At 64.2% G+C, this 21,718-nt stretch carries 19 protein-coding genes; 3 read left to right on the plus strand and 16 right to left on the minus strand.

Annotated elements, in window-relative coordinates; genetic code table 11:
• Positions 1–274 precede the first annotated feature (274 nt).
• From FV242_RS17655 to FV242_RS17680, 6 genes are all read right to left on the minus strand, one after another.
• Entirely contained in the window at positions 275–1,438 is a 1,164-nt protein-coding gene (locus FV242_RS17655; RefSeq protein WP_147939826.1) for a GlxA family transcriptional regulator, read from the minus strand.
• A 90-nt stretch (positions 1,439–1,528) separates the two neighbouring features.
• Positions 1,529–2,248, minus strand: coding sequence for an ABC transporter ATP-binding protein (locus FV242_RS17660; RefSeq protein ID WP_147939827.1), 720 nt, complete (start codon positions 2,246–2,248; stop codon positions 1,529–1,531).
• Positions 2,245–3,036 (minus strand): ABC transporter ATP-binding protein, encoded by a 792-nt coding sequence (locus FV242_RS17665; RefSeq protein WP_147939828.1) that lies wholly within the window; start codon positions 3,034–3,036, stop codon positions 2,245–2,247. Before FV242_RS17665 ends, FV242_RS17660 begins: the two co-directional genes overlap by 4 nt.
• Positions 3,033–4,259 carry a branched-chain amino acid ABC transporter permease gene (locus FV242_RS17670; protein WP_147939829.1) on the minus strand — a complete coding sequence of 409 codons (1,227 nt, stop codon included), beginning with the start codon at positions 4,257–4,259 and terminating at the stop codon, positions 3,033–3,035. Before FV242_RS17670 ends, FV242_RS17665 begins: the two co-directional genes overlap by 4 nt.
• Positions 4,260–4,287: 28 nt before the next feature.
• Entirely contained in the window at positions 4,288–5,199 is a 912-nt protein-coding gene (locus FV242_RS17675; RefSeq protein WP_147939830.1) for a branched-chain amino acid ABC transporter permease, read from the minus strand.
• A 23-nt stretch (positions 5,200–5,222) separates the two neighbouring features.
• Positions 5,223–6,389: a branched-chain amino acid ABC transporter substrate-binding protein gene (locus tag FV242_RS17680; RefSeq protein ID WP_147939831.1), complete on the minus strand. Its 1,167-nt coding sequence runs from the start codon at positions 6,387–6,389 to the stop codon at positions 5,223–5,225.
• 217 nt (positions 6,390–6,606) lie between these two features.
• Here FV242_RS17680 and FV242_RS17685 point away from each other — a divergent pair, with 217 nt between their 5' ends.
• The gene (locus FV242_RS17685) at positions 6,607–7,584 is read left to right on the plus strand and encodes a dipeptidase (protein WP_147939832.1); all 978 of its coding nucleotides are present in this window, start codon (positions 6,607–6,609) and stop codon (positions 7,582–7,584) included.
• A 5-nt stretch (positions 7,585–7,589) separates the two neighbouring features.
• Positions 7,590–8,120, plus strand: a complete 531-nt coding sequence (locus FV242_RS17690; RefSeq protein WP_147939833.1) for a DUF5943 domain-containing protein — start codon at positions 7,590–7,592, stop codon at positions 8,118–8,120.
• Between the two features lie 61 nt (positions 8,121–8,181).
• Here FV242_RS17690 and solA read toward each other — a convergent pair whose 3' ends face one another.
• On the minus strand, positions 8,182–9,342 hold the full coding sequence (solA, locus tag FV242_RS17695; protein ID WP_210248939.1) for an N-methyl-L-tryptophan oxidase: 1,161 nt from the start codon (positions 9,340–9,342) through the stop codon (positions 8,182–8,184).
• A gap of 866 nt (positions 9,343–10,208) precedes the next feature.
• On the opposite strand from solA, the gene FV242_RS17700 reads away from it, so the two are divergent.
• A complete protein-coding gene (locus tag FV242_RS17700; protein ID WP_147939835.1) occupies positions 10,209–11,426 on the plus strand; it encodes a M23 family metallopeptidase in 1,218 nt (405 codons plus the stop codon).
• A gap of 237 nt (positions 11,427–11,663) precedes the next feature.
• On the opposite strand, the gene FV242_RS17705 is transcribed toward FV242_RS17700, so the two are convergent.
• From FV242_RS17705 to FV242_RS17745, 9 genes are all read right to left on the minus strand, one after another.
• The gene (locus tag FV242_RS17705) at positions 11,664–12,251 is read right to left on the minus strand and encodes a c-type cytochrome (RefSeq protein ID WP_246692755.1); all 588 of its coding nucleotides are present in this window, start codon (positions 12,249–12,251) and stop codon (positions 11,664–11,666) included.
• On the minus strand, positions 12,238–13,512 hold the full coding sequence (gene soxC, locus FV242_RS17710) for a sulfite dehydrogenase (protein WP_147939836.1): 1,275 nt from the start codon (positions 13,510–13,512) through the stop codon (positions 12,238–12,240). The genes FV242_RS17705 and soxC overlap by 14 nt, the downstream gene beginning before the upstream one ends.
• Before the next feature lie 113 nt (positions 13,513–13,625).
• Positions 13,626–15,074 (minus strand): class I adenylate-forming enzyme family protein, encoded by a 1,449-nt coding sequence (locus FV242_RS17715; protein ID WP_147939837.1) that lies wholly within the window; start codon positions 15,072–15,074, stop codon positions 13,626–13,628.
• Entirely contained in the window at positions 15,071–15,892 is an 822-nt protein-coding gene (locus FV242_RS17720; RefSeq protein WP_147897117.1) for an enoyl-CoA hydratase-related protein, read from the minus strand. The genes FV242_RS17715 and FV242_RS17720 overlap by 4 nt, the downstream gene beginning before the upstream one ends.
• A 20-nt stretch (positions 15,893–15,912) precedes the next feature.
• The gene (locus FV242_RS17725) at positions 15,913–17,148 is read right to left on the minus strand and encodes an MFS transporter (protein WP_147939838.1); all 1,236 of its coding nucleotides are present in this window, start codon (positions 17,146–17,148) and stop codon (positions 15,913–15,915) included.
• 12 nt (positions 17,149–17,160) lie between these two features.
• A complete protein-coding gene (locus FV242_RS17730) occupies positions 17,161–18,381 on the minus strand; it encodes an ABC transporter substrate-binding protein (protein ID WP_147897115.1) in 1,221 nt (406 codons plus the stop codon).
• A 150-nt stretch (positions 18,382–18,531) separates the two neighbouring features.
• Positions 18,532–19,515, minus strand: a complete 984-nt coding sequence (locus FV242_RS17735) for an MDR family oxidoreductase (protein ID WP_147897114.1) — start codon at positions 19,513–19,515, stop codon at positions 18,532–18,534.
• A 23-nt stretch (positions 19,516–19,538) separates the two neighbouring features.
• A complete protein-coding gene (locus FV242_RS17740) occupies positions 19,539–20,108 on the minus strand; it encodes a TetR/AcrR family transcriptional regulator (RefSeq protein ID WP_246692756.1) in 570 nt (189 codons plus the stop codon).
• A 577-nt stretch (positions 20,109–20,685) separates the two neighbouring features.
• On the minus strand, positions 20,686–21,696 hold the full coding sequence (locus tag FV242_RS17745) for a hypothetical protein (protein WP_147939840.1): 1,011 nt from the start codon (positions 21,694–21,696) through the stop codon (positions 20,686–20,688).
• Positions 21,697–21,718: the final 22 nt, after the last annotated feature.

Here is a 21,718-nt window from a genome sequence, read left to right on the forward strand (position 1 = left end):
CGTCCTCAAAGCAGACTTGAGCTCAAGATGAGCTACCGTTCTCACCGCCGTACTTCGGCCTGCCCTCTGGTCAGCGGATTGTCGGAGGCGATCGTGCTGATCCGCAGCACGCCCCACGCTGAAGTGGAGTCGCTCAGGCCCACGAGGAGGGCACAGGACCGGATCGCAGATCGCCAGATCAGCGCCGTCCGCATGTCGGGACCTTGATTGTGTGCCGACGTCGGGTGCGCCGGCGACGACCCCGTCCAGTAAATCGCCAGCCAAGCCGCGTGGGCTATTGAGCGTATGGACGCCGCTCGCAGCTAAGGAACCGTTCGATCCCGAGGACCCCAGCGGGTTCGCCGTTCAGGTAGGGATGGAAATCGCCTTGGCTGTCGGGGGATCCGACGATCACCCGCAGGCTGTCCCACTCCTCCGAAGTCTGCAACGAACCTTGGCTGTTACCCCGGCGCATGGTCGATGGTGAACATCCGAAGCTGCGACGGAACAGGCGGTTGAAGTGGGATACATCCGAGAACCCGCATTCCGTGGCGACTTCCGTGATGGTCTGCGGCGAGTTCGCGAGGAGCCAGCGTCCATAAAGGACGCGAAGGTCTCGTGAGTATTCCTGGACGCTCTTGCCAACGAGCTTGCGGAAGACTCGTTCGAGCTGTCGCTTCGACAGTCCCACGGCTTGCGCGATTTTCTCGACCCGCTGGGGGGTGCTGAGGTTCTGCTCTATCAGTAGCATCGCCCGACGGACCCGATTGTCCTCGACGATCCCGGCACTCGGCGGCTGGGGCTGGGCCCCGGCCGCGGGACGAGCCCGGTCGGTGACCATGATATGCAGGCTCTTCTGCGCATGTCCTGGACCAAGGTGCCGGTCGATGAGCCAAGCCCCGAGATCCAGGCTGGCGAGACCTCCCGCGCAGGTAATGAACGGGCCATCCTCCACGAAGAGCTGGTCCGCGACCGGAATCACGTCGTCGTGCCGCGCGACGAGATCGGTGAAGTGGTACCAACTCACGCAGCAGCGGCGGCCGCGCATCAGCCCCGCATCGGCCAGGGCGATGCCGCCGGTGCAGATGCCAATGAGGCGCACCCCGGAAGAATGGGCCTCTCGCATGAAGGCGAGGGTCCGGGGGTTGTAGGGCTCCCGGTCGAGCAGCCCGCCGACGACGACGATGTAATCGAACCGGGTCGGATCCGAGAACGTCTCCCAGGGCATCACCTGGATCCCACAACTCGACGTCACGGGCTCCAGATCCGGGGCCAGCAGGCTCCATGAGCAGCGCTCGGGTCGGCTGCGATCCCCCTCGTCCGCGGAGAGGCGCAGGATGTCGATCAGGGTCGAGAAGGCCACGAGGGTGAAGTGGGGCAACAGCACGAAACCGAGCGACAGCTTGCGACGGCTCGGCGCCTGCAAGGGTGTGGCCGACGGTGTCAGGGGTGTGGTCATGCCATCCGGTGCGTTTGCCCGGACTGTGATCCGGTCGGTCCTCTGCTGCAAGAGGCGGACCACGGGCGAGCGAACAGCGGGACGCCGGCGTCAGTGCACGGCGCCGAAATAGGCCCGCTGCAATTCGGGGTCGTCCCGAAGCGTCGCAGACGAGCCCTGCGCTACGATGCGCCCGCCGGATAGGACATAGCCGTGATGGGCGATCGCCAGGGTCTGGTTTACGTTCTGCTCGACGAGCAGGACCGTGACGCCAGTCGCATTGATCCGGGCAATCACGTTGAAGTTCTCCTGCACAAAAAGCGGCGAGAGCCCCAGCGAGGGCTCGTCGATCACGAGGAGCTTCGGATCGGTCATCAGCCCCCGGCCGATCGACACCATGGCCTGCTCACCACCGGACATCGTCCCGGCGAGCTGACGCGCCCGCTCCGCGAGACGCGGGAACACGGCATGGACGCCGTCGAGCCGGCGCCGGATCTCCCGCTCGGAAGAAACGCGGTAGGCGCCAAGCCGAAGGTTCTCCTCGACGGTCATTTTGGAAAAGATCCGCCGGCCTTCGGGAATGCAGCCGATCCCGAGACTCACGACGTCGTGAGTTTGCATCCCGTCGAGCTTGCGCCCGTCGAAGGAAATGGAGCCCCGGCGCGGCGGTGTGAGGCGCAGGATTGAGCGTATCAGCGTGGTCTTGCCGGCGCCGTTTGAGCCGAGGATACAGGTGATCCGCCCGGGGGCCACCTCAAGGGTAATGTCGTCGAGAACATCGACGCGGTCGTAGGTGGTGAAGACGCCGTCGATGGTCAGGCGCGCGGTCATGAATGCCCCAGATAGGCTTCGCGGACGGTCGAGTCGGCGGCCACTTCGCGGAAGCGGCCCTCGCAAATCTTGCGTCCGTAGTTGAGAACGACGCAGCGATCGGTGATGCGCTCGATCAATCCCATCTCGTGTTCGACGATGATGACGGTCAGGTCGCCTCGGCTGCGCTGCACGTCGAGGATCTCGTCGATGAGCTGGTTGGTCTCGTCGTGGGTCATGCCGGCGGAGGGCTCATCGAGGAGCAGGATCTTCGGCCGTCCGATGAGGGCCCGGCAGATCTCGACCCGGCGGCGGTCGATCATGCCAAGGGTGATGGCCGGTTCGTCGAGACGCTGGACGAGGTCCGGGTTGAACAAACGGGCTAGGTCTCTGGCCTCCTCGGCAAGGGCCGCGACAGTCCGCGCCAGGGTGCGGCGGCGCAGGAGGTTGTCGATCAGACCCTGCGGCAGGCGCTCTTGCGCGCCGAGCGCGATGTTGTCGAAGACAGATAGCGGCAGGCACAGGCGCGAACGCTGGAAGGTGCGGGCAAGGCCGAGCCCGGCGAGCGCGTGGGCGGGCTCGCGGGTGATGTCGCGGCCGTCGAGGACGATGCTGCCGGCCGCCGCCGGGTAGATGCCGCTCGTCACGTTGAAGAAGGTGGTCTTGCCCGAGCCGTTAGGGCCGATCAGGCCCAACACCTCGCCGCGCCGGACCGTCAGGTCGAGGGCATTGAGGGCGAAGAGGCCGCCGAAGCGGACAGACAGGCCCTTCGCCTCCAGGATCGCGGGGGCTGGCGCCACAGGGCTCATGCCCGGCGCCCCCCGACAAGGGTCCGGGTACGGCGGGGCAACAAGCCGCCAGGGCTGAGGACAAGGACGAGAATCACCAGCACTGCGAATAGCAAAAGCCGGTATTCTTGGATGAATTGCAGCTTCTCCGGCAGCAGGACGACGATCAGCGCGGCCGGCAGCACTCCCCAGCGGTTGCCGATCCCGCCTAGGATGACGATCGACACCATCATCAGCGAGTCGCCGAGGGTGAAATTGTTGGGGGCGATGAATCCGGTCATTTTGGCATAGATCGCCCCGGCCATCCCGGCGAGCACGTTGCCCAGGGTGAAGGCGAGGATCTTCCAACGGGCGATCCGCAGGCCGAAGACCTGGGCGGCGACCTCGTCGAGCCGCACCGCGTCGAGGCGGATGCCGATCCATGATCGATCGAGGAGACCTACGAGCGCCAGGGCCGTCGCCGTGAGGGCGAGGCAGAGCAGGACGTAGTTGGCGTAGAATGAGAACGTCATGCCGAACAGAGTAAGGTCGTTCGAGAAGTCCCAACCGAACAATGTGATCGGCGCGAGCTTCAGGCCCTGGGGGCCACCGAGCAGCTCGTTGGCATCAAGGAAGACGTTGAACATCACCCCGAAGGCGAGGGTCGTCAGAGCGGCGTAGTGGCCCCGCGTCCGCAGCAGCGGTAGGACGAGAAGCGAGCCGATCGCGACGGCGACACCACCCCCGAGGAGAATGACCACGAGGTCCGGGATGGCGATTCCCTCTGCCCGGCCGAGGGCGGCTGCGGTGTAGCCGCCGCAGCCAAGGAAGGCCGCGGCGCAAAAATTAGAGAGTCCGGCATAGCCGAGCTGGATCGTCAGGCCGAGGCAGACCGTGGCGTAGATCAGCACCGTCGCCAGCATTAAGAGGCCGAAATTGTCCTCGCGCAGGACGACGAGGACGCCGAGGCAGGCGGCCACCAGCACGAGCCGCGCTGGCCAGGGATGACTGGCCGCGCCGCGCTCCACGGCGGCGATCACCCGGAACCGGGCAGCGGCGAACCATGCGATCCCGCAGGCCACCAGCGCCGAAAGGACCACCCTCTGGTCCTCCACATAGACAAGGAAGGCGATCGCTCCGGCGCAGGCGGCGGCGACGACCGCGAACACCGCGAAATCCGAAGCCCGCCGGGCTCGCCCTCCGGCCTCCATCGGCAGCGCGTCCCGGGGGACTTCGTCTGGGGTGGGGCGGTGGCGCATTAGCATCGGTACGTCATCCGGGCGGGAGGGGAGGTCAGACGCGCTCGCTGGCGCGCTCGGCCAGCAGCCCGGTGGGGCGCCACGTGATCAAGGCGATGACGGCGACGAAGGCAACGACGTTCTTGTATTCGCTAAAGGCCGGCAGTGCGGCGACGACGACGGTTTGGAGCCCGGCGAAGAGGTAGCCCCCGAGGATCGCCCCCCAGAGGTTGCCGAGGCCGCCGACGATGGCCGCGCTGAAGCCGATCACCGCGATCAACAGGCCCATGCCGTAGTTGATCTCGCTGTAGTACAGACCGGAGATCACCCCCGCGAAGCCCGCCGTCGCCGAACCGAGGGCGAAGGTCAGGGGGACGACACGGAAGAAGTTGACGCCCATCGTCCGGGCGGTCTCCTGATCCTCTGCCACCGCCCGCATCGCGAGCCCGAAGCGGGTGCGGTTGATGATGTGGTGGACGAGGGCGATGAGCAGGAGCCCGGCCACGATCAGGATCAACCCGTCGTAGCGGACGAACACGCCGCCGACGGTCGCCCCCCCAGGCGGAAGCAGGGCGGGGAAGCGCTGCGAATTGGTGCCGTTGGGAAAGAACAACCGGATCGCCTCGCGGATCACGGTGCCGACCATCATCGTCATCAGCAGAAGGTTGAGGGACGGGGCGGAGCGCAGAGGCAGGATCAGGAGGCGGGAGATCCCGGCGCCGAGGAGCGCGGCGAGGCCCACGGCCGTCGAGACGGCGGCCAGGATCTGCACGCCAGCCGGAAGCCCCGCGGCGGCGGCGGCGGTCGCCGCGACCAAGGCGCCAAAGGCCCCGAAGGTCATCACGTCCCCGTGGGAGAACTTGATGACGTTCATCACCCCAAAGAAGATCGTGAAGCCCATCGCCACGAGGCCGTAGATCGTCCCCTGCATGAGCCCGTTAAGGACGTACTGGCCTATCGCGCTCATCGCGTGTCTCCGATCGCTCGGTCTCAGCGGTGCAACAGCTTGCGCTTGCCGCTCGCGTACTCACTGTCCTCCCAGACCACCCACTTGCCGTCCTGCACAACGTATTTTGTAGTGAGCGGCGTAATGTTCTGGCCGTGGTCGTCGAAGGTGATCGGCCCAACGATCGAAGGCACGTCCTTCACATCACCAAGCGCCGCGGTGATCTTGGCCCGCTCGGGACCCACCACCTCGATCTTCTGCATCAGCAGGTGGGTGGCGATGTAGGCGAAGGGGCCGTATGCTTCTGGCGGCTCCCGGTAGCCCGCTGCCTTGTAGTTTTCGGTGAAGGCCGCGCCCCCGGGCATCTTGGAGAGTGGCGGCGAATCGAAGAAGGTCACGGTGCCTTCGGCGAGATCCGGTCCGACGGCGTTAATGAACGCATCGCCCATGATCCCGGAATTGCCTTCGAGCTGCGCCTTGATCCCGAGCTTGTCCATCTGGGTCCGCAGACGCGTCCCCAGCGGCGTGAGGCCACCGAAGTAGATCACCTCTGGATTCAGCTCCTTGATCTTCGTCAGCTCGGCACTGAGATCCTGCTGATCGGGCGCAACCGCGAAGCTTCCGAGGATGGTTCCGCCGTTCTCCTTGGTAAAATCAGTGAAATATTTGTTCATCGACTTTCCGTAATCGGTCGAGTCGGCGAAGGAGACGAAGGTCTTGTAGCCCGCTTCCTTCATAAACTGCGCACCGACCCGATTTTGGCCGACGAGGATGCCGCTCACCCGGTGGATCTCCGGGTATTTGTTGGCATAGGTGATCTCGGGCAGCACCGCCGCCCACACCACCATCGGCAGCTTGAAGCGGTGGAACACGTCAACCGTGGCAATGGCAGTGGCCGAGCAGTAATGCGGCACCGCCGCCGAGATGCTGCGGTCCGACCCGAGTTTGGTCACGACCTGTACACCGACATTCGGTTTGCACTCGTCGTCCAGGACGACGAGCTCGTACTGGAAGGTGTGGGCTGGATCGGCGTTGAACAGCTTCACGGCAAGCTCGGCGGAGTTGCGGGCGCCGATACCGTGGGGCGAGTTCGGCCCGGTGAGGGGACCGACGAACGCGATTTTCACCGTGTCCTTGGCCTCGGCAAATCCTGGGATGAGAAGCGCCCCCGCCATTACCCCCGCGAGGCACCGCCGCGTGATCCGACTCATTCCGCCTCTCCGTCTCAGTCCAATGGCAGACTAGGCAGCGGGGCTGTAGGCAGACTAGCACGCAAGCGCGCTGGCCCCTGGACGGATGCGCCATCTGTTCAACCGCGGGGCGCGGCGCGTGCGTACCGAGCCGATGACGGAAATGTCCTAGCTGCCATCCGGCAGAAGGGACGATCAAGGGCACCCTGAACTAGGGAAGCCCCTGCGGAGACTGCGCATGCCGTCCGACCTGCACGACCGATCAATCGTCATCGACGGCCTGATCATTTCCGATTTTGGCCGGCCGGTCTTCGAAGATATGCGCAAGGGCGGCCTGACTGCCGCAAATTGCACCTGCTGCGTCTGGGAGAACTTCACGGAGACGATGCGCAACGTGATGCGCTGGAAGGCGCATTTGTGCGAGCATGCAGACCTGATCACGCAGATCTACACCACCGCCGACATTCAGGCCGCCAAGGAGGCCGGGAAGACTGGGATCATCCTCGGCTGGCAGAACATCACCGGCATCGAGGACCAGATCGGCTATCTCGGCCTGTTCAGGGAACTTGGCGTCGGCATCATCCAGATGGCGTACAACACCCAGAACCTCGTCGGCACCGGCTGCTACGAGCGCCGGGACGGGGGTCTGTCGGACTTCGGCCATGACGTGCTGGCCGAGATGAACCGGCTAGGCATACTGGCCGACCTGTCGCATGTGGGTCCGAAGACCAGTGAGGACGTGATCCTCGCCTCCCGCCAGCGGGTCGCCTACTCGCACTGCCTCCCGGCCGGGCTAAAGGCGCACTCGCGCAACAAGTCCGACGAGCAGCTTCGATTCATCGCCGAACGGGACGGGTTCGTAGGCGTGACCATGTTCCCGCCCTTCCTCAAGCGCGGGCCGAATTCGACGGTCGACGATTACGTCGAAGCGATCGAGTACGTCCTGAACCTGTGCGGCGAGGACAAGGTCGGCATCGGCACCGACTTCACCCAGGGCTACAGCCGGCAGTTCTTCGACTGGATCACTCACGACAAGGGCTATGGCCGCCGGCTCACCGACTTTGGCGAGGTGATCAACCCCGAGGGCCTGCGCACCATCGGCGAGTGGCCTAACCTGACGGCGGCGATGGAGCGGCGCGGCTGGCCGTCCGCGCGGATCGAGCGGGTGATCGGCGGCAACTGGTTCGCGCTCCTGCGCGACGTCTGGGGGGCGTGAGGATAATGAGCAAGCCGCAGGTCGAGATCGCGGTCGATGACGCCACTGGGCGCTGGTCTGTCGACGCGCTGCCGATGATCCTGGTGCCGCAGCACTTCTTCCTGAACAACCACTTTGCACTTGAGGCGGAGTTGGGTCCCGAACGGTTGGCGGAGGTGTTGCGGCCCGCCGGCCATCGCTCGGCCTATCATTGGTGCGAGAAGGAAGCCGCTCATCACGGGTTGGACGGCCTCGGGGCCTTCCACCACTACATGCGGCGCATCACCCAGCGCGGGTGGGGGCAGTTCGAGGTGCTGGACGTCGATCTCGTGGCAGGCACCGCGTCCGTGCGCCTCCGCAACTCCGCGTTCGTGGACGAGGAGCGCCGACGCCTCGGCCGCAAGGTCTGCACGATGTTCGCCGCGTGGCTCGAAGGCTCGCTCGAATACGCGGCGGCGGCCTCGGGCCGGACGCTGCATCTCCGGGCCCGGGAGGTCTACTGCGCCGCGGAGGGCACGCAGGACCATTGCCTGTTCGAGGTCATGCCGCGGGTATAGGCCCCAGCTCTTTCCCGTCCCAGCGCGTTCCGGCTGGCCAGTCTGCGTGACGCCTCCGGCGCTACGGACCGGCGAGGCGCAGGCCCGGCCGGTGGAGGCCCAGGAAGCCGATCTCGTGGCGGGTCCGCCCGTCGCCGCTGGCAAGATCGGCAAGGATCTCGCCGATCACCGAGCAGAACTTGTAGCCGTGCCCTGAGCACGGCGATGCCAGCACGACCTGCGGATAGTCCGGGTGGTAATCCAGGATGAAGTGCTCGTCGGGGGTGTTGGTGAACATGCAGTCGCGCAGGGCCATGGTCGGCCCGCTGCCAGCGGGGAAGTAGCGTTCAGCGAAGTCCCGCAGGAGGCGCTCGTCGGCGGCATCCGGTTCCCGCCGCACGGCGTCGGGGGCGCCGGTCTCCCCAAGGTGATGGTAGCGCCCGAACTTGAACCCCGGGACCTCATAGACGGGCAGCCCGTAGTAGCGCCCCTCCGGCACCTGCAGGTTGAAGACCGGAAAGCGCGACGGCTCGAACCAAGCGGGCTCCTGCGGCTGGAGCCATGCCAGCACTTGGCGCTCCGGGACGGCAAGACCGGCCAGGGGTGCGGCGAGGTCCGCCGCCCAGGCTCCCGCCGTCAGGACGAGCCGCTCGGCCTCGTAGGTTCCGTGATCGGTCCGCACGACGATCCCACCCCCCGGGGTCACTCGCCAGTCGAGGACCTGCTCGCGGGCGTGGATCTCCGCCCCGTGGGCCTGCGCAGCCCGGACGTGGGCGACGATCGCCCGTTCGCTGGCCACCAGCCCGCCCTGGGGCTGGTAGACGGCGCGCATGCCATCCGGGAGCCGGTAGGCCGGGAACCTCTCGTTGACGGCGGCGGCGGTGAGGACCTCGTGGGGTAGGTCGTGCAGCCGGGCCGAGGACAGGGCGCCGTGAAAGACGTCGCTATCCTCCGCACCACCGTCGATTGAACCGGTGATCACTAGAATTTCGTCGCCTGTCGCCGCCTCGATGTCCCTCCATAAGTCGTAGGCCCGGTGCAGGAGCGGCACATAGGCCGGATCCTCGTAGTAGGGCAGACGGATGATCCGGCTGATCCCGTGAGACGAGCCCATGGCATGGGGAATGTCGTAGCGCTCCAACCCGAGCACACGCTGACCGCGCTTGGCCAACTGCCAGGCCGCCGCACTGCCCATACCGCCAATCCCGACTACGATGACATCGTAGGGCGTGTCCGAACGCATGGGTGCCTGCATAATCGACCTGATGGCGGAGGATCGTACTTCGGCACCGGTCATCCCCCGGAAGACTGGGGATCGGCTTGGACGCAAGCGGCGCATCGGTAAGCTGCATGCGGCACGGGCGGGACCGCACTCTGTCCGCGGTCCTCAGTGGCGAACCGCAGGTCCGAGAGGAATAGGGGGCCCGCCCATTGCGGGAAGGAGGCAGGCTCTCCAACTGCCGCTTTCTCGCCGTTCCTCAAGTGATGAGAGCCTAGGGCGACATCTCACGCCTGGGTGGTCCGGCCAGCGATACTCAGGCCATGTCCGGGATCAGGTCGTGCCGGCAGGCCAGCAGGAGCATACCCTCCGTGATCATGTGCGCGCAATGTATCACCGTCAAAGCTATGAGCGCGAATGTCAGCTACTAAGTGATGTCGGTTGCATCGTAGATGATTGAGATGTGCGCTTCACTGCCAGAGTAGCGGCGGAACATACGTCCGTTTACTGGAGCAGCACGGCCGCGCGTGAACGACTGCGTCGGGTTGATAGGAGGCCGTCCGCTTTTCCGGCCGACCTTCTCTGAAGCGGCCATTCTGCTTACGGCCAGATCTGGACGTTAGCATCCTCGAGCGCTCGCGTCGCAAGGTTGAGTGAACGGCGACTAGTCCAAAGTGATGCGTGATCTCGCCCGGCGACATTCACCACGCTGGAGGTCCGGACCGATGGTCGTCGTGCCATTGCAAACAAACGTCGTGTTCGCGCGGTTTCCAGTTTCCAGGTGATCTGCTCGAAAATGCAGGTATCAGTAAAACCGTTCTGGCTTCTCTTATTTCGTTCAAACGGCCGCTGTGGCGTGCTGAGCGGCTACCGCAGCTTAGAGGATTTTCATGCGCTCCCTGCCTCCTGCCCACGCTGTAGCCATCATCGCCCCTCTGTTTTGCGGATCGGTGCAAGCCGCCGAAACCGCACAACCGGCCGCCTCTACGGTGCCCGTCATGACACCACTCATTGCCGATGCACTGACAACTCCACGCGTCGTTCCCATGTCGGATGGCCTCAATCACCTCGTCTACGAACTACGCCTCTCGAATGTGCTGGATGGGCGGTTCGACCTCAAGCGTCTTGTCGTGGTGGACGGTAGCTCAAAACGGCCGCTCCTGGCGCTCGATCGGGAAGCCATCGGTGAGCGATTGTCGCTTGGTGGTCGTCGGGGAAACGCGACGGCGTCGCTGGGAGCTTATCAGTTCGGGATCGTCTTTCTTCATCTCACCCTGCAGGCGGGCGAGCGTATTCCTGAGACGCTCGTTCACGACGTCGAAGGATTCGCCGAGCCTCTGAAGGCCGATCTGTCGATGCAGATCGCGAGAACCCCGGTCATCGATCAAGTTTTGCCTGTCCTCGCGGCGCCGCTGCACGGCAGTGGCTACGTCGTCGGGGATGGCTGCTGCGATTCAGTTCGACATGTCCGAGCCCTCCTGCCACTCAACGGGGCGTTTCGCTTGGCACAGCGTTACGCAATCGACTGGGAAAAGATTGATGACGAGCACCGGATCGTGCGCGGTGATCTGAAGGACGTAAAGAGCTACCGCATCTACGGAGAGCCGGTGCTGGCCGTGGCGGACGGCACGGTGGTTGGTTCGCGCAACGACTTGCCTGATCAAACACCAGGCGCGCTGCCGTCAAATCTGCCGATCGGCGAAGCGGACGGTAACTTCATTATCATGAACATCGCTAGCGGAGCGTTCGTTCTATACGCCCATCTCAAGCCCGGAAGTGTCGGCCCAGCCGTCGGCGATCATGTCAAACGCGGTGACCTCCTTGGCAAGGTTGGCAACAGCGGCAAAAGCCAAGCGCCACATCTTCACTTGCACGTTATGGATGGTCCGAACGGACTTCTCGCGGACGGTTTGCCTTACGTGTTCGAGATCCTTACCATTCCAGCTACGGTCGATGGAGGGACTGCTGGCTTTGATGACGCTGAGGCGACTGGCTCACCGCTGCGCCTAGCTAGGAAAACGCCACCATCGGCAATGCACAAAGCCCTACCGCTCGACCTCTCAATCGTCGATTGGGGGACGCCGTTGTCGAAGCAAAACAAGCCGTAGCAGTCATGATATTAAGATGCTTACTGTGTCGCTCGTAGCGCAACACGGATGACAGTTTCAGATAACTTGGACAGTGCTCTATACGCCGAAGGGTCACGAGCGGTCGCATAGCTGCGGGGTCGTGCCCAATCCGGACACGAAAGCGCAGGTTTCAGTATTCAATAAGCAGACATCGCTGGGAATAATATCAAGTCACTTTGTCGTTGCTCGGAAGCGGTGCAGCCGCATAATTGCGTCTTATCGATATAGGCTCATTTCCGGCCGAGGATCAGGGATGAACCCATCGCGGTTGGGCATTTTCACCTTTGGCAGGCTGGTCGCGTTCAACGTCTCATCATGCGAGATGATGTGTCCTTCCGATAGGATGTAAGCGACGACTGCGTAGACTTGGTCATCGGTGAGTGAGCCTGGCGCATTGAACGGCATCGCCCGCTTGACGTAGTCGAACAGCGTCGTGGCATATGGCCAGTAACTTTCAGTCGTCTTGATAGGATTGTCTGTCGCAAGACTACCGCGGCCACCGATCAATCGGTCTGCACCGATGCCCGGAGCCATGTTGCCTTGAAGCTTGTCGCCGTGACATGCTGCGCAGTGCTCTTGAAAGACTATAGCGCCTTCCTGGGGGCTACCGTGCCCCAACGGCATTCCCTTCCCGCTCGGTGGGATCGAGAAGTACGATCCGAGTTCGGCTTCGGTGATCGGCTTGCCGACGCCGAGCCGGGTATCAGCCGCTGTCTGGGACGCCGCAGGTGTTGCGAGGAGGGCTAAGACCAATAGGGCTACGGCTTTCGAATCGACGCCATATTCGCGATCACGCATGAACATTGCTTACCTCCCCGGTGCTCGCGATGGACCAACTCTGGATCGCATTCAGGTGGTAAATCGAGGCGGATGGGCCGTGATCGCCGCGGATGGCAAGCAGCTGCTGGCGTGTCGGCTGGACGTAGCCGGTCTCGTCCAAGCACCGGCTCTGTAGCACGGTGGGCGTGCCGTCCCAGGTCCATGGGAAGGTGAAACGCACCGTGCACATCGGCTCCGGCGTGGAGCCGAGGTAAGCTGGATACCAAGTCTTGCCCGCATCGAGAGAGACATCAACCGCCTGTACGCGCCCACGTCCCGACCAGGCAAAGCCCGTAACATTGTAAATGCCAGGACCAGGCAGACGCATTTCGCCGGACGGGAAGGTAATGACCGACTTCGCGTCCATATCGAGCGAGAAAAGACGTGCGCGGCCGTCCCCCATCAAATCCGTGTACTTCGAGGTCTCCTCGCGAGTCATAAAAGGTTTGTCGCTGACCTCCAGTCGGCGCAGCCATTTAATGTGGGTGTTACCCTCGTAGCCGGGCAGTAGCAGGCGCATGGGGTAGCCCTGCTCGGGTCGGATAGCCTCACCGTTCTGGCCATAGGCGATGATCCCGTCCTTGAGTAGTTTCTCCATTGGGATGGAGCGGGTCATCACGGCTGCGTCCGCACCTTCGGCGAGAACCCATACGCCTCCCTCCTGCAGGCCGACCTCGCGGGCCAACGTCGAGAAGAGCACGCCGGTCCACTCCGACGTGCTGAGCAGTCCATGCGTGCCCTGGACGTTCTTGAGCGTCGGCTTCTTCCACTCGGTCAAACCGTTGCCAGAGCACTCGATGAAGTGCTTGCGCGTCACGGACGGCAGCCGCCGAAGGTCGTCCATGCTGAACCGCTTCGGGGTGCCGACCAAGCCGTGGACGACGAGGCTGTGGTGGTCGGGATCGATGGTTGGGATGCCGCCATGGTGCCGCTCGAAGTGCAGCCCAGAGGGCGTGATGTTTCCGACAAGCGCGGCGAGTGGGGTCAAGGACCAGGACGTGTGCTCGTTGGGCGTCGGGTAGCGCACCCGTACGGCCTTCTCGAACTGAGAGCGTGATCCATATCCGCCATCCGCAGCGACGGGGCGGCCCTGCTCTTTGGTCGGGTCATCGGGTACATCGAAATGGCGGGCGCCGGCCGGGACTGCGTCGTCGGCCAGAGTCGGACCCGCCGAGAGGGCTGCGGCGATGCCGGAACCGGCGGCGAAGAGAAAGCGGCGTCGGTCGGCGTCGCGGGTCGCGAACATGCCCTCGCGACAGGGACATGCCTCGTCCTCGGGCAGGGGCGAGGGAGCATGCTGGACCGGCATCGTTTCCTCCGTTTTCGGTTTAGATTGGAATGCGTTTGAGCATGTGATGCTCAATCGACCAGCGGCAGTCGAGGCATGCTGGTTGTCGAAGTATCGGCGGACACCAGTGTGAGCGTACTGACCATTGCCCGGCTCGCCTTACCGGTCGCACCAGATGGCAGCATGTCACTGAAGACGATCACGTCCGGCACCTTGTAGCGTTCGAGGTTAGCCGACGCCCAGCGCCAGAGTTCATCCACCGTCAGCGCAAGCCCAGGCTTGAGTACGACGACCGCGTGGATCGCCTCGCCGAGGCGCTCGTTAGGAACGCCAGCGCACAGGGCTGCAGCGACGTCGGGATGCGCGCAGAGGGCGTTCTCGATCTCCAGTGGCGAGATCTTATTACCGCCGCGCGAGATGATCTCCTTGGAGCGTCCGACGATCTCGACCTGACCGTCCGGGCGCAGGCGTGCGAGATCACCCGTTCTGAAGTGGTCCGCCTCGAATGAGGACTCGGTCAGCTCGGCGTTGTCGAGGTAGCCGTGCGTGCCGCACACAGTGCGAATCCGCAGCTCGCCCACTTCGCCCTCAGATGCCGGCGTGCCATCGTCCCGGACGATGCGGAACGACACGCCCTCGGTCGGTGTGCCGATGGAGCCCGCTTCGCTCGCGGCCCCCGACCGATGGTGAAAATCGCAGGAGCCGGTCTCAGTCGAGCCGTAAAGGTCGACGAGCTCGACCTCCGGCCAGCTGCCGCAGACCGCCTGAGCAAGAGACGGGCTGAGGGCCTCGCCGCCGGTGAGAACCGCCCGGAGCTGGGGACCCGGCGGAGCGCCATCGGCGAGCAAGGCCCGCAGCATGGTCGGCACCGCAGCGAGCACGGTCGCCCCAGCGGCGAGCTGACTCGCGAGCGTCGCGTGCGTGAACTTCTGGACGAGGACGAGGGTCGCCCCTGAGCGGATCGCCAGGAGGCTCGCCCAAATCCCAAAGATGAAGGTCAACTGGAGCGGAACCACGACCACATCGTCCGGGCGGAAGCCCAGCAGATGATCGAGGACCGCGAGCTTGCGCGCCAGCGCGTCGTGCCCGAGCACCACACCCTTCGGCGCGCCGGTGCTGCCCGAGGTGAAGACCACGAGCGCGGCCCCGTCGAGAAGTGCTCGCTCCGGTGGGTCCTCATCCGCGATCGTATCCAAGATTAGCCCGTCGATCAGCAAACGGGCGCGCGTCGCCCGTTCGACAGCTGCGCGAGTGAGCGGTGCGGCGTTCCGATGAATGGGCACCGCGACGGCCCCCGCCTGCCAGACGCCGAGCAGCGTCCCAAGATCCAGGGCTCGGTTGCCGATAGCCACATGCACGGGATCGTGCGGGCGTACGCCCGCCTCGCGCAGAGATCCTTCCACAAGGTCCGCATGCGCGGCGATCTCCGACCTCGACATCCCAGGACCAGAGTGCTCGTCTATCCGGCAGCCCGGGAGGGCGAGCCCCTCGCGCATAATCTTTGCGAGCGCCCCGGTCATGTCCTGACTCCCGGGAATCGACTGTCGCGCCATGCCAGCGCGGCCTTGAGGCCTTGAGATCGGGCGATGTCCATGAAGGCCCGCTTGTCAGGCGACCCTTCGCCCTCGATCAGCAGGTCGATGTCAAGGGCCGTTTCCAGGGACTCCAGCATACCGCGCGCCTCGATCGACCGGTTGATCGCCCGCTTTGTCTCCTTGACGAGGTTTGGGTCGATCGCTGCGATGTGCCGGGCGAGATGCATCGCGCTGTCGTCGAGATCCGCGGTGGGGACTACCCGATTGACCATGCCGATCTCGTAGGCTCGACGCGCTGGGATCCGGTCTTCACCCGTCAGGATGATCTCTTTGGCCACCTTCGGACCGACGATCCACGGCAGGATCATCACGACGATGCCGGCCCCAAACTTCAGCTCCGGCTCGCCAAAGAAGGCGTCCTCGGCCGCCACGGTCAGGTCGCAGGCCAACGCCAGCTCGCAGGCACCCGCGAGGCACGGGCCGCGCACCGCCGCGATCGTCGGCTTCGGGCAGTGCCAGAAGCGCATCGGCACGTCGAAGTCCTTGCGCAGGATCGGGCGCCATTGGCTCACGCCCTCGGGGCGCAACGCCATCTGGTCCTTGAGATCAAAGCCCGAAGAGAAAGCCGTCCCGGCCCCGCGCACGATCACGACGCGCACCGCAGCGTCGGCCTCTGCCGCGTCCATCGCCAGCGCGAGTTCGTCGAGCATGGTCGCACTGATCGCGTTGGTTCGCTCCGGACGATTCAGCGTGATCCGGGCCACCGGCGCGAGCGTCTCGTAAGTGATTGTCGTGAAGGCCATTGACGGATTCCCTCTCGTTGTCACTTGCGTCCTCCGGCCAGTCGCGCGGCCTCAGGAAGGCGTCGCAACCGCAGCATCGAGACCAGCCCGAGGAACGGCCCGATCGCGAGCAGCGCGAAGGCGAAACGCCAGCCGAGGTAGGTGCCTGCGAAGGCGATGAGCTGGATGCTGACGAGCGTCAGCAGGAAGCCCACGCAGGTCTGGACGGTCAGCATCGTGCCGATCAGTCGGCGGTCGCTGAGCTCGCTCACCGCAGCGGAGAACTGCGCCGAGTCTGCGATCACCGCCACGCCCCAGAGCACGCCCACCGACAGCACCGCCCAGGCAGGGCCGCCGAATAGGAAGCCGACCGCGATGGCGCAGCAGCCGCTGGCGAGCATCGAGGCGCCGGTGACCAGGGTGCGTCCGAACCGGTCCGCTGCCCAGCCACCAAGCATGGCGCCAAATGCTCCAGCTGCCACTACGGCGAAGGATGCGAGTTCTGGGGGGAATGGCGGAGCGTTGCCGTAGCGTTCCCGAAAGCTCGCCGCCATGAAGGCGCCGATCCACGCCCACATCGCGTAGAGCTCCCACATGTGGCCGAGGTAGCCGAGGTTGGCGAGCCGCACGCCGCGGTTACGCCATGCCTCCAGCGCGTTTTCCAGGCGCAGGGGCGGCGCCTCGGACCGAAGCGGGCCGAGGCGTACAAAGCGAATCAGGGCCGCCGACAGGAGCGCACCCAACGCTGCGCCGAACACGGGCAGGTGCCAGTCGAGCTGGCCGAACGCGGCGACGAGGTGCGGCAGCGCCGAGCCGAGAGTGAGTGCGGCCACCAGCAGGCCGATCAGCAGCCCTAAATCGCCCACCGCCCAGGTCGCGGCGATCTTCATGCCGACTGGGTAGACGCCGGCCATGCAGGCTCCGGTCACGAAGCGCAGCAGTGGCACCACCGGCGAAGTCGGCTCGAAGGCCAGCATCGCCAAGTTGGCAAAGCCCGCCACTACAGCGCACCCGCAGAACAGCCGGCGCAGGTCAAACCGGTCGGCGAGGCCGAACAAAGCACTGACCAGGGTGCCGGCGACGAATCCTGCCTGCACACTGTTGGTGAGCAGGGCCTCTTGGAAGGGGCTCAGAGGCCAATGCGTGCGAATTACCCCGATAGAGGCCGTGGTCGCGAACCACGTCGCCATCGCGGCCACCTCGCTGAGGAGCAGCAGCACAATCGCTGTCCGTTTGCCGGTGGTAGCCGCGGTGTCGACGACGTCAGGAAGCGCCATGGCCTCAGCGCCTTACTTGGCGGCCGTGTGGGCAACGAGGGAACAGCCCCCGTCGGCGATGGGCCGGAACGCTTGGTCACCGGGGATGGTATCGAGGAGCTTGTAGTAATCGTACGAACCCTTCGATTCCGCCGGGCTCTTGACCTGGAACAGGTAGAGGTCGTGGATGGTACGACCGTCGGCACGAATCGAACCGTGCCCGAACAGCGCGTCGTCGGTCGGCATTAACTTCATCTGCGCGACAACGTCGGTGCCGTGATGCGCCTTGTCCTTGTCGATGGCGGCAACTGCCTTCATCCAGTGGAGCATCGAGGCATAAGTGCCCGCCTGGTTCATGGTCGGATAGCGACCGCCACTGCGGGCCGCGAACCGTTTCGCCCAGGCGCGCGTGCCGTCGTTGAGATCCCAGTAGAACGCCTCGGTCAGGGTCAGGCCGTGGGCGACCTTCAAGCCAACCGAGTGAATATCCGAGATGAAGGCCAGGAGTGCCACAAGCTTTTGGCCGCCATCTGTAAGTCCAAACTCTGAGGCTTGTTTAATGGCGTTAATAGTGTCTCCGCCGGAGTTGGCGAGCGCTACGACCTGCGCCCCACTGCCCTGAGCCTGGAGCAGGTAGGAGGAGTAGTCGGTGCTCTGGAACGGGGCGAGGACGTGCCCGAGGGACTTGCCGCCGGCCTTCGTCACGGCTTCAGTCGCGTCACGCTCGAGGGCGTGGCCGAAGGCATAGTCGGTAGTGAGAAAATACCAAGATTTTCCGCCTTGCTTGATCACCGCGCGCGCGGTGCTGTTGCCCAGCGCCCAAGTGTCGTAGGTCCAGTGGACGTTCGTGCGGGTGCAGTTCTTGCCGGTCAGATCCGAGGAACCGGCGCTGGCGATCAGGAAGGCTTTGTCCTTTTCGCTGGCGATGTTCGACACGGCGAGCGCTACCGACGAGGTCGGCACGTCGACGATGGCGTCTACGCGGTCGACGTCAAACCAGCGCCGCGCGATGGCTGCGCCGACGTCGGCCTTGTTCTGGTGGTCGGCCGAGAGAACCTCGACGCGGAAGCCTTTGTCCTCCGGCTTGAAGTCTTCGACGGCCATGCGCGCGGCCTCGACCGAGCCGGGGCCAGCGATGTCGGCGTAGAGGCCGGACTGGTCGTTCAGCACGCCGATGCGAAAGGTCGGCAGCGGGTCGGCGTACGCAGCAGCCGTGCCGCCGAATAGCATCGCCAGGGTAAATACACCCTTCATGGTCGTTCCTCCATTGTCATGATCGGACTGCGGTTTTTTTAGTCAGTCCGGCGGCGGCGCCGCGCTGGTCGTCAAATCATCGTATTCAGATCTTCCTCGAACTCTCGACAGGTATTCCAGCAGCCGAACCGCCGCGTCGGGTCGAGACCACTAGCGATTGACGTCAACGACCATACGGCCGCGTACCTGGCCCGCCATCAGGCGTTCTGCGGTAGCAACAACATCCGTCAGGCCAATCTCGTCCGTGATTGCGTCGAGCTTGGCCGGATCCAGGTCACGGACAAGCCGGCCCCAGGCTTCAAGCCGCTCAGGCCGCGGGCACATCACGCTGTCGATGCCGATCAGGCTGACACCACGCAGGATGAACGGGGCCACACTCGCCGGCAGGTCCATGCCCTGCGCTAGACCGCAGGCCGTGACGACGCCGCGGTACTTCATGGCAGCACAGAGGTTCGCGAGGGTGTGGCTGCCGACCACGTCGACGGCGCCCGCCCAGCGCTCCCGGGCGAGCGGCTTGCCCGCCTGCGAGAACGCCGCCCGGTCGAGCACCTCGGCTGCGCCGAGGCCGCGGAGGTAGTCGGCCTCCTCCGAACGTCCGCTTACCGCCACGACGGTATAGCCGAGCCGCGACAGCAGGGCGACCGCAGTGCTGCCGACGCCGCCAGCCGCGCCGGTGACGATGATCTCGCCCTTGTCCGGGCTTACGCCGTGGCGTTCGAGCGCGATCACGCACAGCATCGCAGTGTAGCCGGCGGTGCCGATGGACATCGCTCGGCGCGGCGTGAACGCCTCGGGCAGCGGGACCAGCCATTCACCCTTGACGCGCGTGACCTGTGCCAGCCCACCCCAGTGGGTCTCGCCGACGCCCCAGCCGTTGAGGATGACCTGATCACCCGTCTTGTAGTCGGGATTCCGAGACTCGCGGACGGTGCCGGCGAAGTCGATGCCCGGCACCATCGGAAACTTGCGCACGACCGGGCCCTTGCCGGTAATCGCGAGTCCATCTTTATAGTTGAGCGTCGAGTAGTCGACATCGACGGTGACGTCGCCTTCAGGCAGTTGCGCTTCGTCGATCTCGCGCGAGTCGGCACGGTAGCCAGCCTCGTCCTTTTCAATCACAATCGCCTTGAACATACGGTGCACTCCGCGGGGGGCGCTCAGCGCGCCAGATTGGCTAAGAACAGGTTGGCGAAGAGGTCGAGGGGCTCAGGGCTGCGCTCGAGTTTTGCGCGGAGGACCGCGCCCTCCCAGCCGATCCAGAAGAAAGCCGCCAGCGCCGTGCAATCCGCGTCCGCCGCGATCTCACCGGCGGACTGAGCATCTCGGAGACAGCGCTCCGTCCGCGTCTGCCAGTCCAGCAGAACCCCATGTAGGCGGTCCCGGAAAAGCTCCGGCAGGGCACTCATCTCTTGCCCGAGATTGCCGACTACGCAGCCGCGGCGGAACTCGTAGCGCGCCATACCGACACGCGCGTCGGCGACGAAGTTCCTGATGCGCTGGAGTGGGGCCGTGCTTTCGTCGAGCAACCAACGGTCGAGCTTGCGCGCGAAATAGGTCGCGTACGCGTCGACGAGTTCGGCACCGAAGACGTCTTTGCTCGCGAAGTAGTGGTAGAACGAACCCTTCGGCACACCGGCGATGCGTAAGACCTCATCGAGGCCGGTAGCCGAGTATCCCTTCTCCGACAAAAGCGCGACGCCGGCCCGGATCAAGGCCTCCCGCGACATGCCGTAGGCTGGTTCCGGCCGCGGGGGCCGGCCCCTCTTACGTACCGTGACTGCTGAGACCGATTCGGGCTTCATGATTTAGAAATAGACCGGTTAATTATTAAATGCAACGGCGTATGAGTACAGGTCCTGAATCTGTCTCGTGCCCAGCTGTTCGGCGAAATCGGGGCACGGGCCGTGAAGGGTTGAGGCCTTGTTCCGGAGCCGCAGCGGCGGGCCAGGGCCAGGGCCGAACACGCTTTCGCAGCGAAGGTAGGTCGATAACGGCGTGTCGGCTTCCACCTGTGCAAAGCCACAAAGCGGACGTGCTGCTATCGGCCAGGTTCGGCCGTAGAGGGTGCCCAGACTGCCGGCAAGCAAACGCTTCGAAAGCCCGAGAAGGGTCACGAGCGGCGGTTCAGACCGCGTGAGCCCAATGTCAATTTCAGGCGCCCCCAGAGTAGAAATCTTGACTGACGAATCGTCTGTTTCCGGAGTGCTATCGAGTTCAACTTTACGGCGTCAACGGGCGCACTACTGAACGATAGGTTTCGCAAAAGTGTTGCGACAGTCCTCGGCTTGCCTTTAGCTTTGCCTATCACCCGCCGTCTAAAGTCGTGTAGCGCGGCGCGTACCGCTCTTCCGGCGTCTTCCACATGCAGAAGAATTCGAGCGGGTCCTTAGCGCCGATGAAATCCAGTGCGAGATTGAGGCGCGAAAGAACCCGTTCCTTATCCTCACCCGCAAGGCATTCTGCTCGCTCCCTGATGAGCCTCAAAAATTGCTCGACGCTGACGAGGTGCGACCATTGGGCGATCATTTCTCGAAGCTCGGTCTGACTGTCGATCATAGACTGAGCTACCCGCTTGCGATCTTCCTCGCGATGCTGCCGCTCCACCTCCTCTAACCACTTCTGACGACGGAATTCAGCCTCGCGGTCCGCCTGCCTAACCTTTTCGATAAGTGCGGGCGCCATCGCCTCAATTGCCTGGACAACGGATCCAATCTGAGTATGCAGCGGCACGGTCTTCGTGTCCTGCCACTGCTCACACCAGTCGACTTGCACATAGGGAGAATAGGCCACAATACGAAACCGGCCGAAGGGTACGGCACGAGCCGCCATCCAGCGATCGTCAAGCAAGCGACCTCGCGGTGGAATATGTTCGCTCTCTCGGATGTAACGACTTTTGTTGGTGCGATGCTGCATGACCAACTCAGATATCTCGACAATAGAGAGCCCGACAGCAACATCACCGACATACACGATCGTCGGCCGTGCGGGGGACCAAAGATCAGAATATTGCCAGCGCTCTCGCGGCCCACCGCCTTCCTCCCGCTCCTCGGGAAATGTGCGTCTGAGTGACTGCCCGGCGGACGCGAGTACGACACGGTGGCCGGATGCTTCCAATGCTTTGAACAGCATGTTGCCGAGTTTGAGCGCAGGGATCAGCGCGGATCCCGATGCAGTGACATCGACGAGAAGCTTCTTGTAAGGCTTCAGATAGTAATTACCCACCCCCTTGCGCGGGTTGGGTTTCGCTGATTTCCTCCTGGGATAAGCCGAAGTGATCTTGAGCGGCTGAGCCGTGAGAGTAATTACCCACGCCATTGATGGCTGGTTTCAGGCGCCG

It is taken from the genome of Methylobacterium sp. WL64 (assembly GCF_008039945.1).
GTDB lineage: Bacteria > Pseudomonadota > Alphaproteobacteria > Rhizobiales > Beijerinckiaceae > Methylobacterium.

What these genes read in the sequence shown, in the direction of transcription:
- FV242_RS17660 (WP_147939827.1), bottom strand. Translation starts at nt 2,248, where the DNA reads ATGACCGCGCGCCTGACCATCGACGGCGTCTTCACCACCTACGACCGC.
- FV242_RS17735 (WP_147897114.1), bottom strand. Translation starts at nt 19,515, where the DNA reads ATGTTCAAGGCGATTGTGATTGAAAAGGACGAGGCTGGCTACCGTGCC.
- FV242_RS17655 (WP_147939826.1), bottom strand. Translation starts at nt 1,438, where the DNA reads ATGACCACACCCCTGACACCGTCGGCCACACCCTTGCAGGCGCCGAGC.
- FV242_RS17730 (WP_147897115.1), bottom strand. Translation starts at nt 18,381, where the DNA reads ATGAAGGGTGTATTTACCCTGGCGATGCTATTCGGCGGCACGGCTGCT.
- FV242_RS17680 (WP_147939831.1), bottom strand. Translation starts at nt 6,389, where the DNA reads ATGAGTCGGATCACGCGGCGGTGCCTCGCGGGGGTAATGGCGGGGGCG.
- FV242_RS17705 (WP_246692755.1), bottom strand. Translation starts at nt 12,251, where the DNA reads ATGTTCATGCGTGATCGCGAATATGGCGTCGATTCGAAAGCCGTAGCC.
- FV242_RS17685 (WP_147939832.1), top strand. Translation starts at nt 6,607, where the DNA reads ATGCCGTCCGACCTGCACGACCGATCAATCGTCATCGACGGCCTGATC.
- FV242_RS17675 (WP_147939830.1), bottom strand. Translation starts at nt 5,199, where the DNA reads ATGAGCGCGATAGGCCAGTACGTCCTTAACGGGCTCATGCAGGGGACG.
- FV242_RS17725 (WP_147939838.1), bottom strand. Translation starts at nt 17,148, where the DNA reads ATGGCGCTTCCTGACGTCGTCGACACCGCGGCTACCACCGGCAAACGG.
- FV242_RS17670 (WP_147939829.1), bottom strand. Translation starts at nt 4,259, where the DNA reads ATGCTAATGCGCCACCGCCCCACCCCAGACGAAGTCCCCCGGGACGCG.
- FV242_RS17690 (WP_147939833.1), top strand. Translation starts at nt 7,590, where the DNA reads ATGAGCAAGCCGCAGGTCGAGATCGCGGTCGATGACGCCACTGGGCGC.
- FV242_RS17745 (WP_147939840.1), bottom strand. Translation starts at nt 21,696, where the DNA reads ATGGCGTGGGTAATTACTCTCACGGCTCAGCCGCTCAAGATCACTTCG.
- soxC (WP_147939836.1), bottom strand. Translation starts at nt 13,512, where the DNA reads ATGTTCGCGACCCGCGACGCCGACCGACGCCGCTTTCTCTTCGCCGCC.
- FV242_RS17665 (WP_147939828.1), bottom strand. Translation starts at nt 3,036, where the DNA reads ATGAGCCCTGTGGCGCCAGCCCCCGCGATCCTGGAGGCGAAGGGCCTG.
- FV242_RS17720 (WP_147897117.1), bottom strand. Translation starts at nt 15,892, where the DNA reads ATGGCCTTCACGACAATCACTTACGAGACGCTCGCGCCGGTGGCCCGG.
- FV242_RS17715 (WP_147939837.1), bottom strand. Translation starts at nt 15,074, where the DNA reads ATGACCGGGGCGCTCGCAAAGATTATGCGCGAGGGGCTCGCCCTCCCG.
- FV242_RS17740 (WP_246692756.1), bottom strand. Translation starts at nt 20,108, where the DNA reads ATGTCGCGGGAGGCCTTGATCCGGGCCGGCGTCGCGCTTTTGTCGGAG.
- FV242_RS17700 (WP_147939835.1), top strand. Translation starts at nt 10,209, where the DNA reads ATGCGCTCCCTGCCTCCTGCCCACGCTGTAGCCATCATCGCCCCTCTG.
- solA (WP_210248939.1), bottom strand. Translation starts at nt 9,342, where the DNA reads ATGCGTTCGGACACGCCCTACGATGTCATCGTAGTCGGGATTGGCGGT.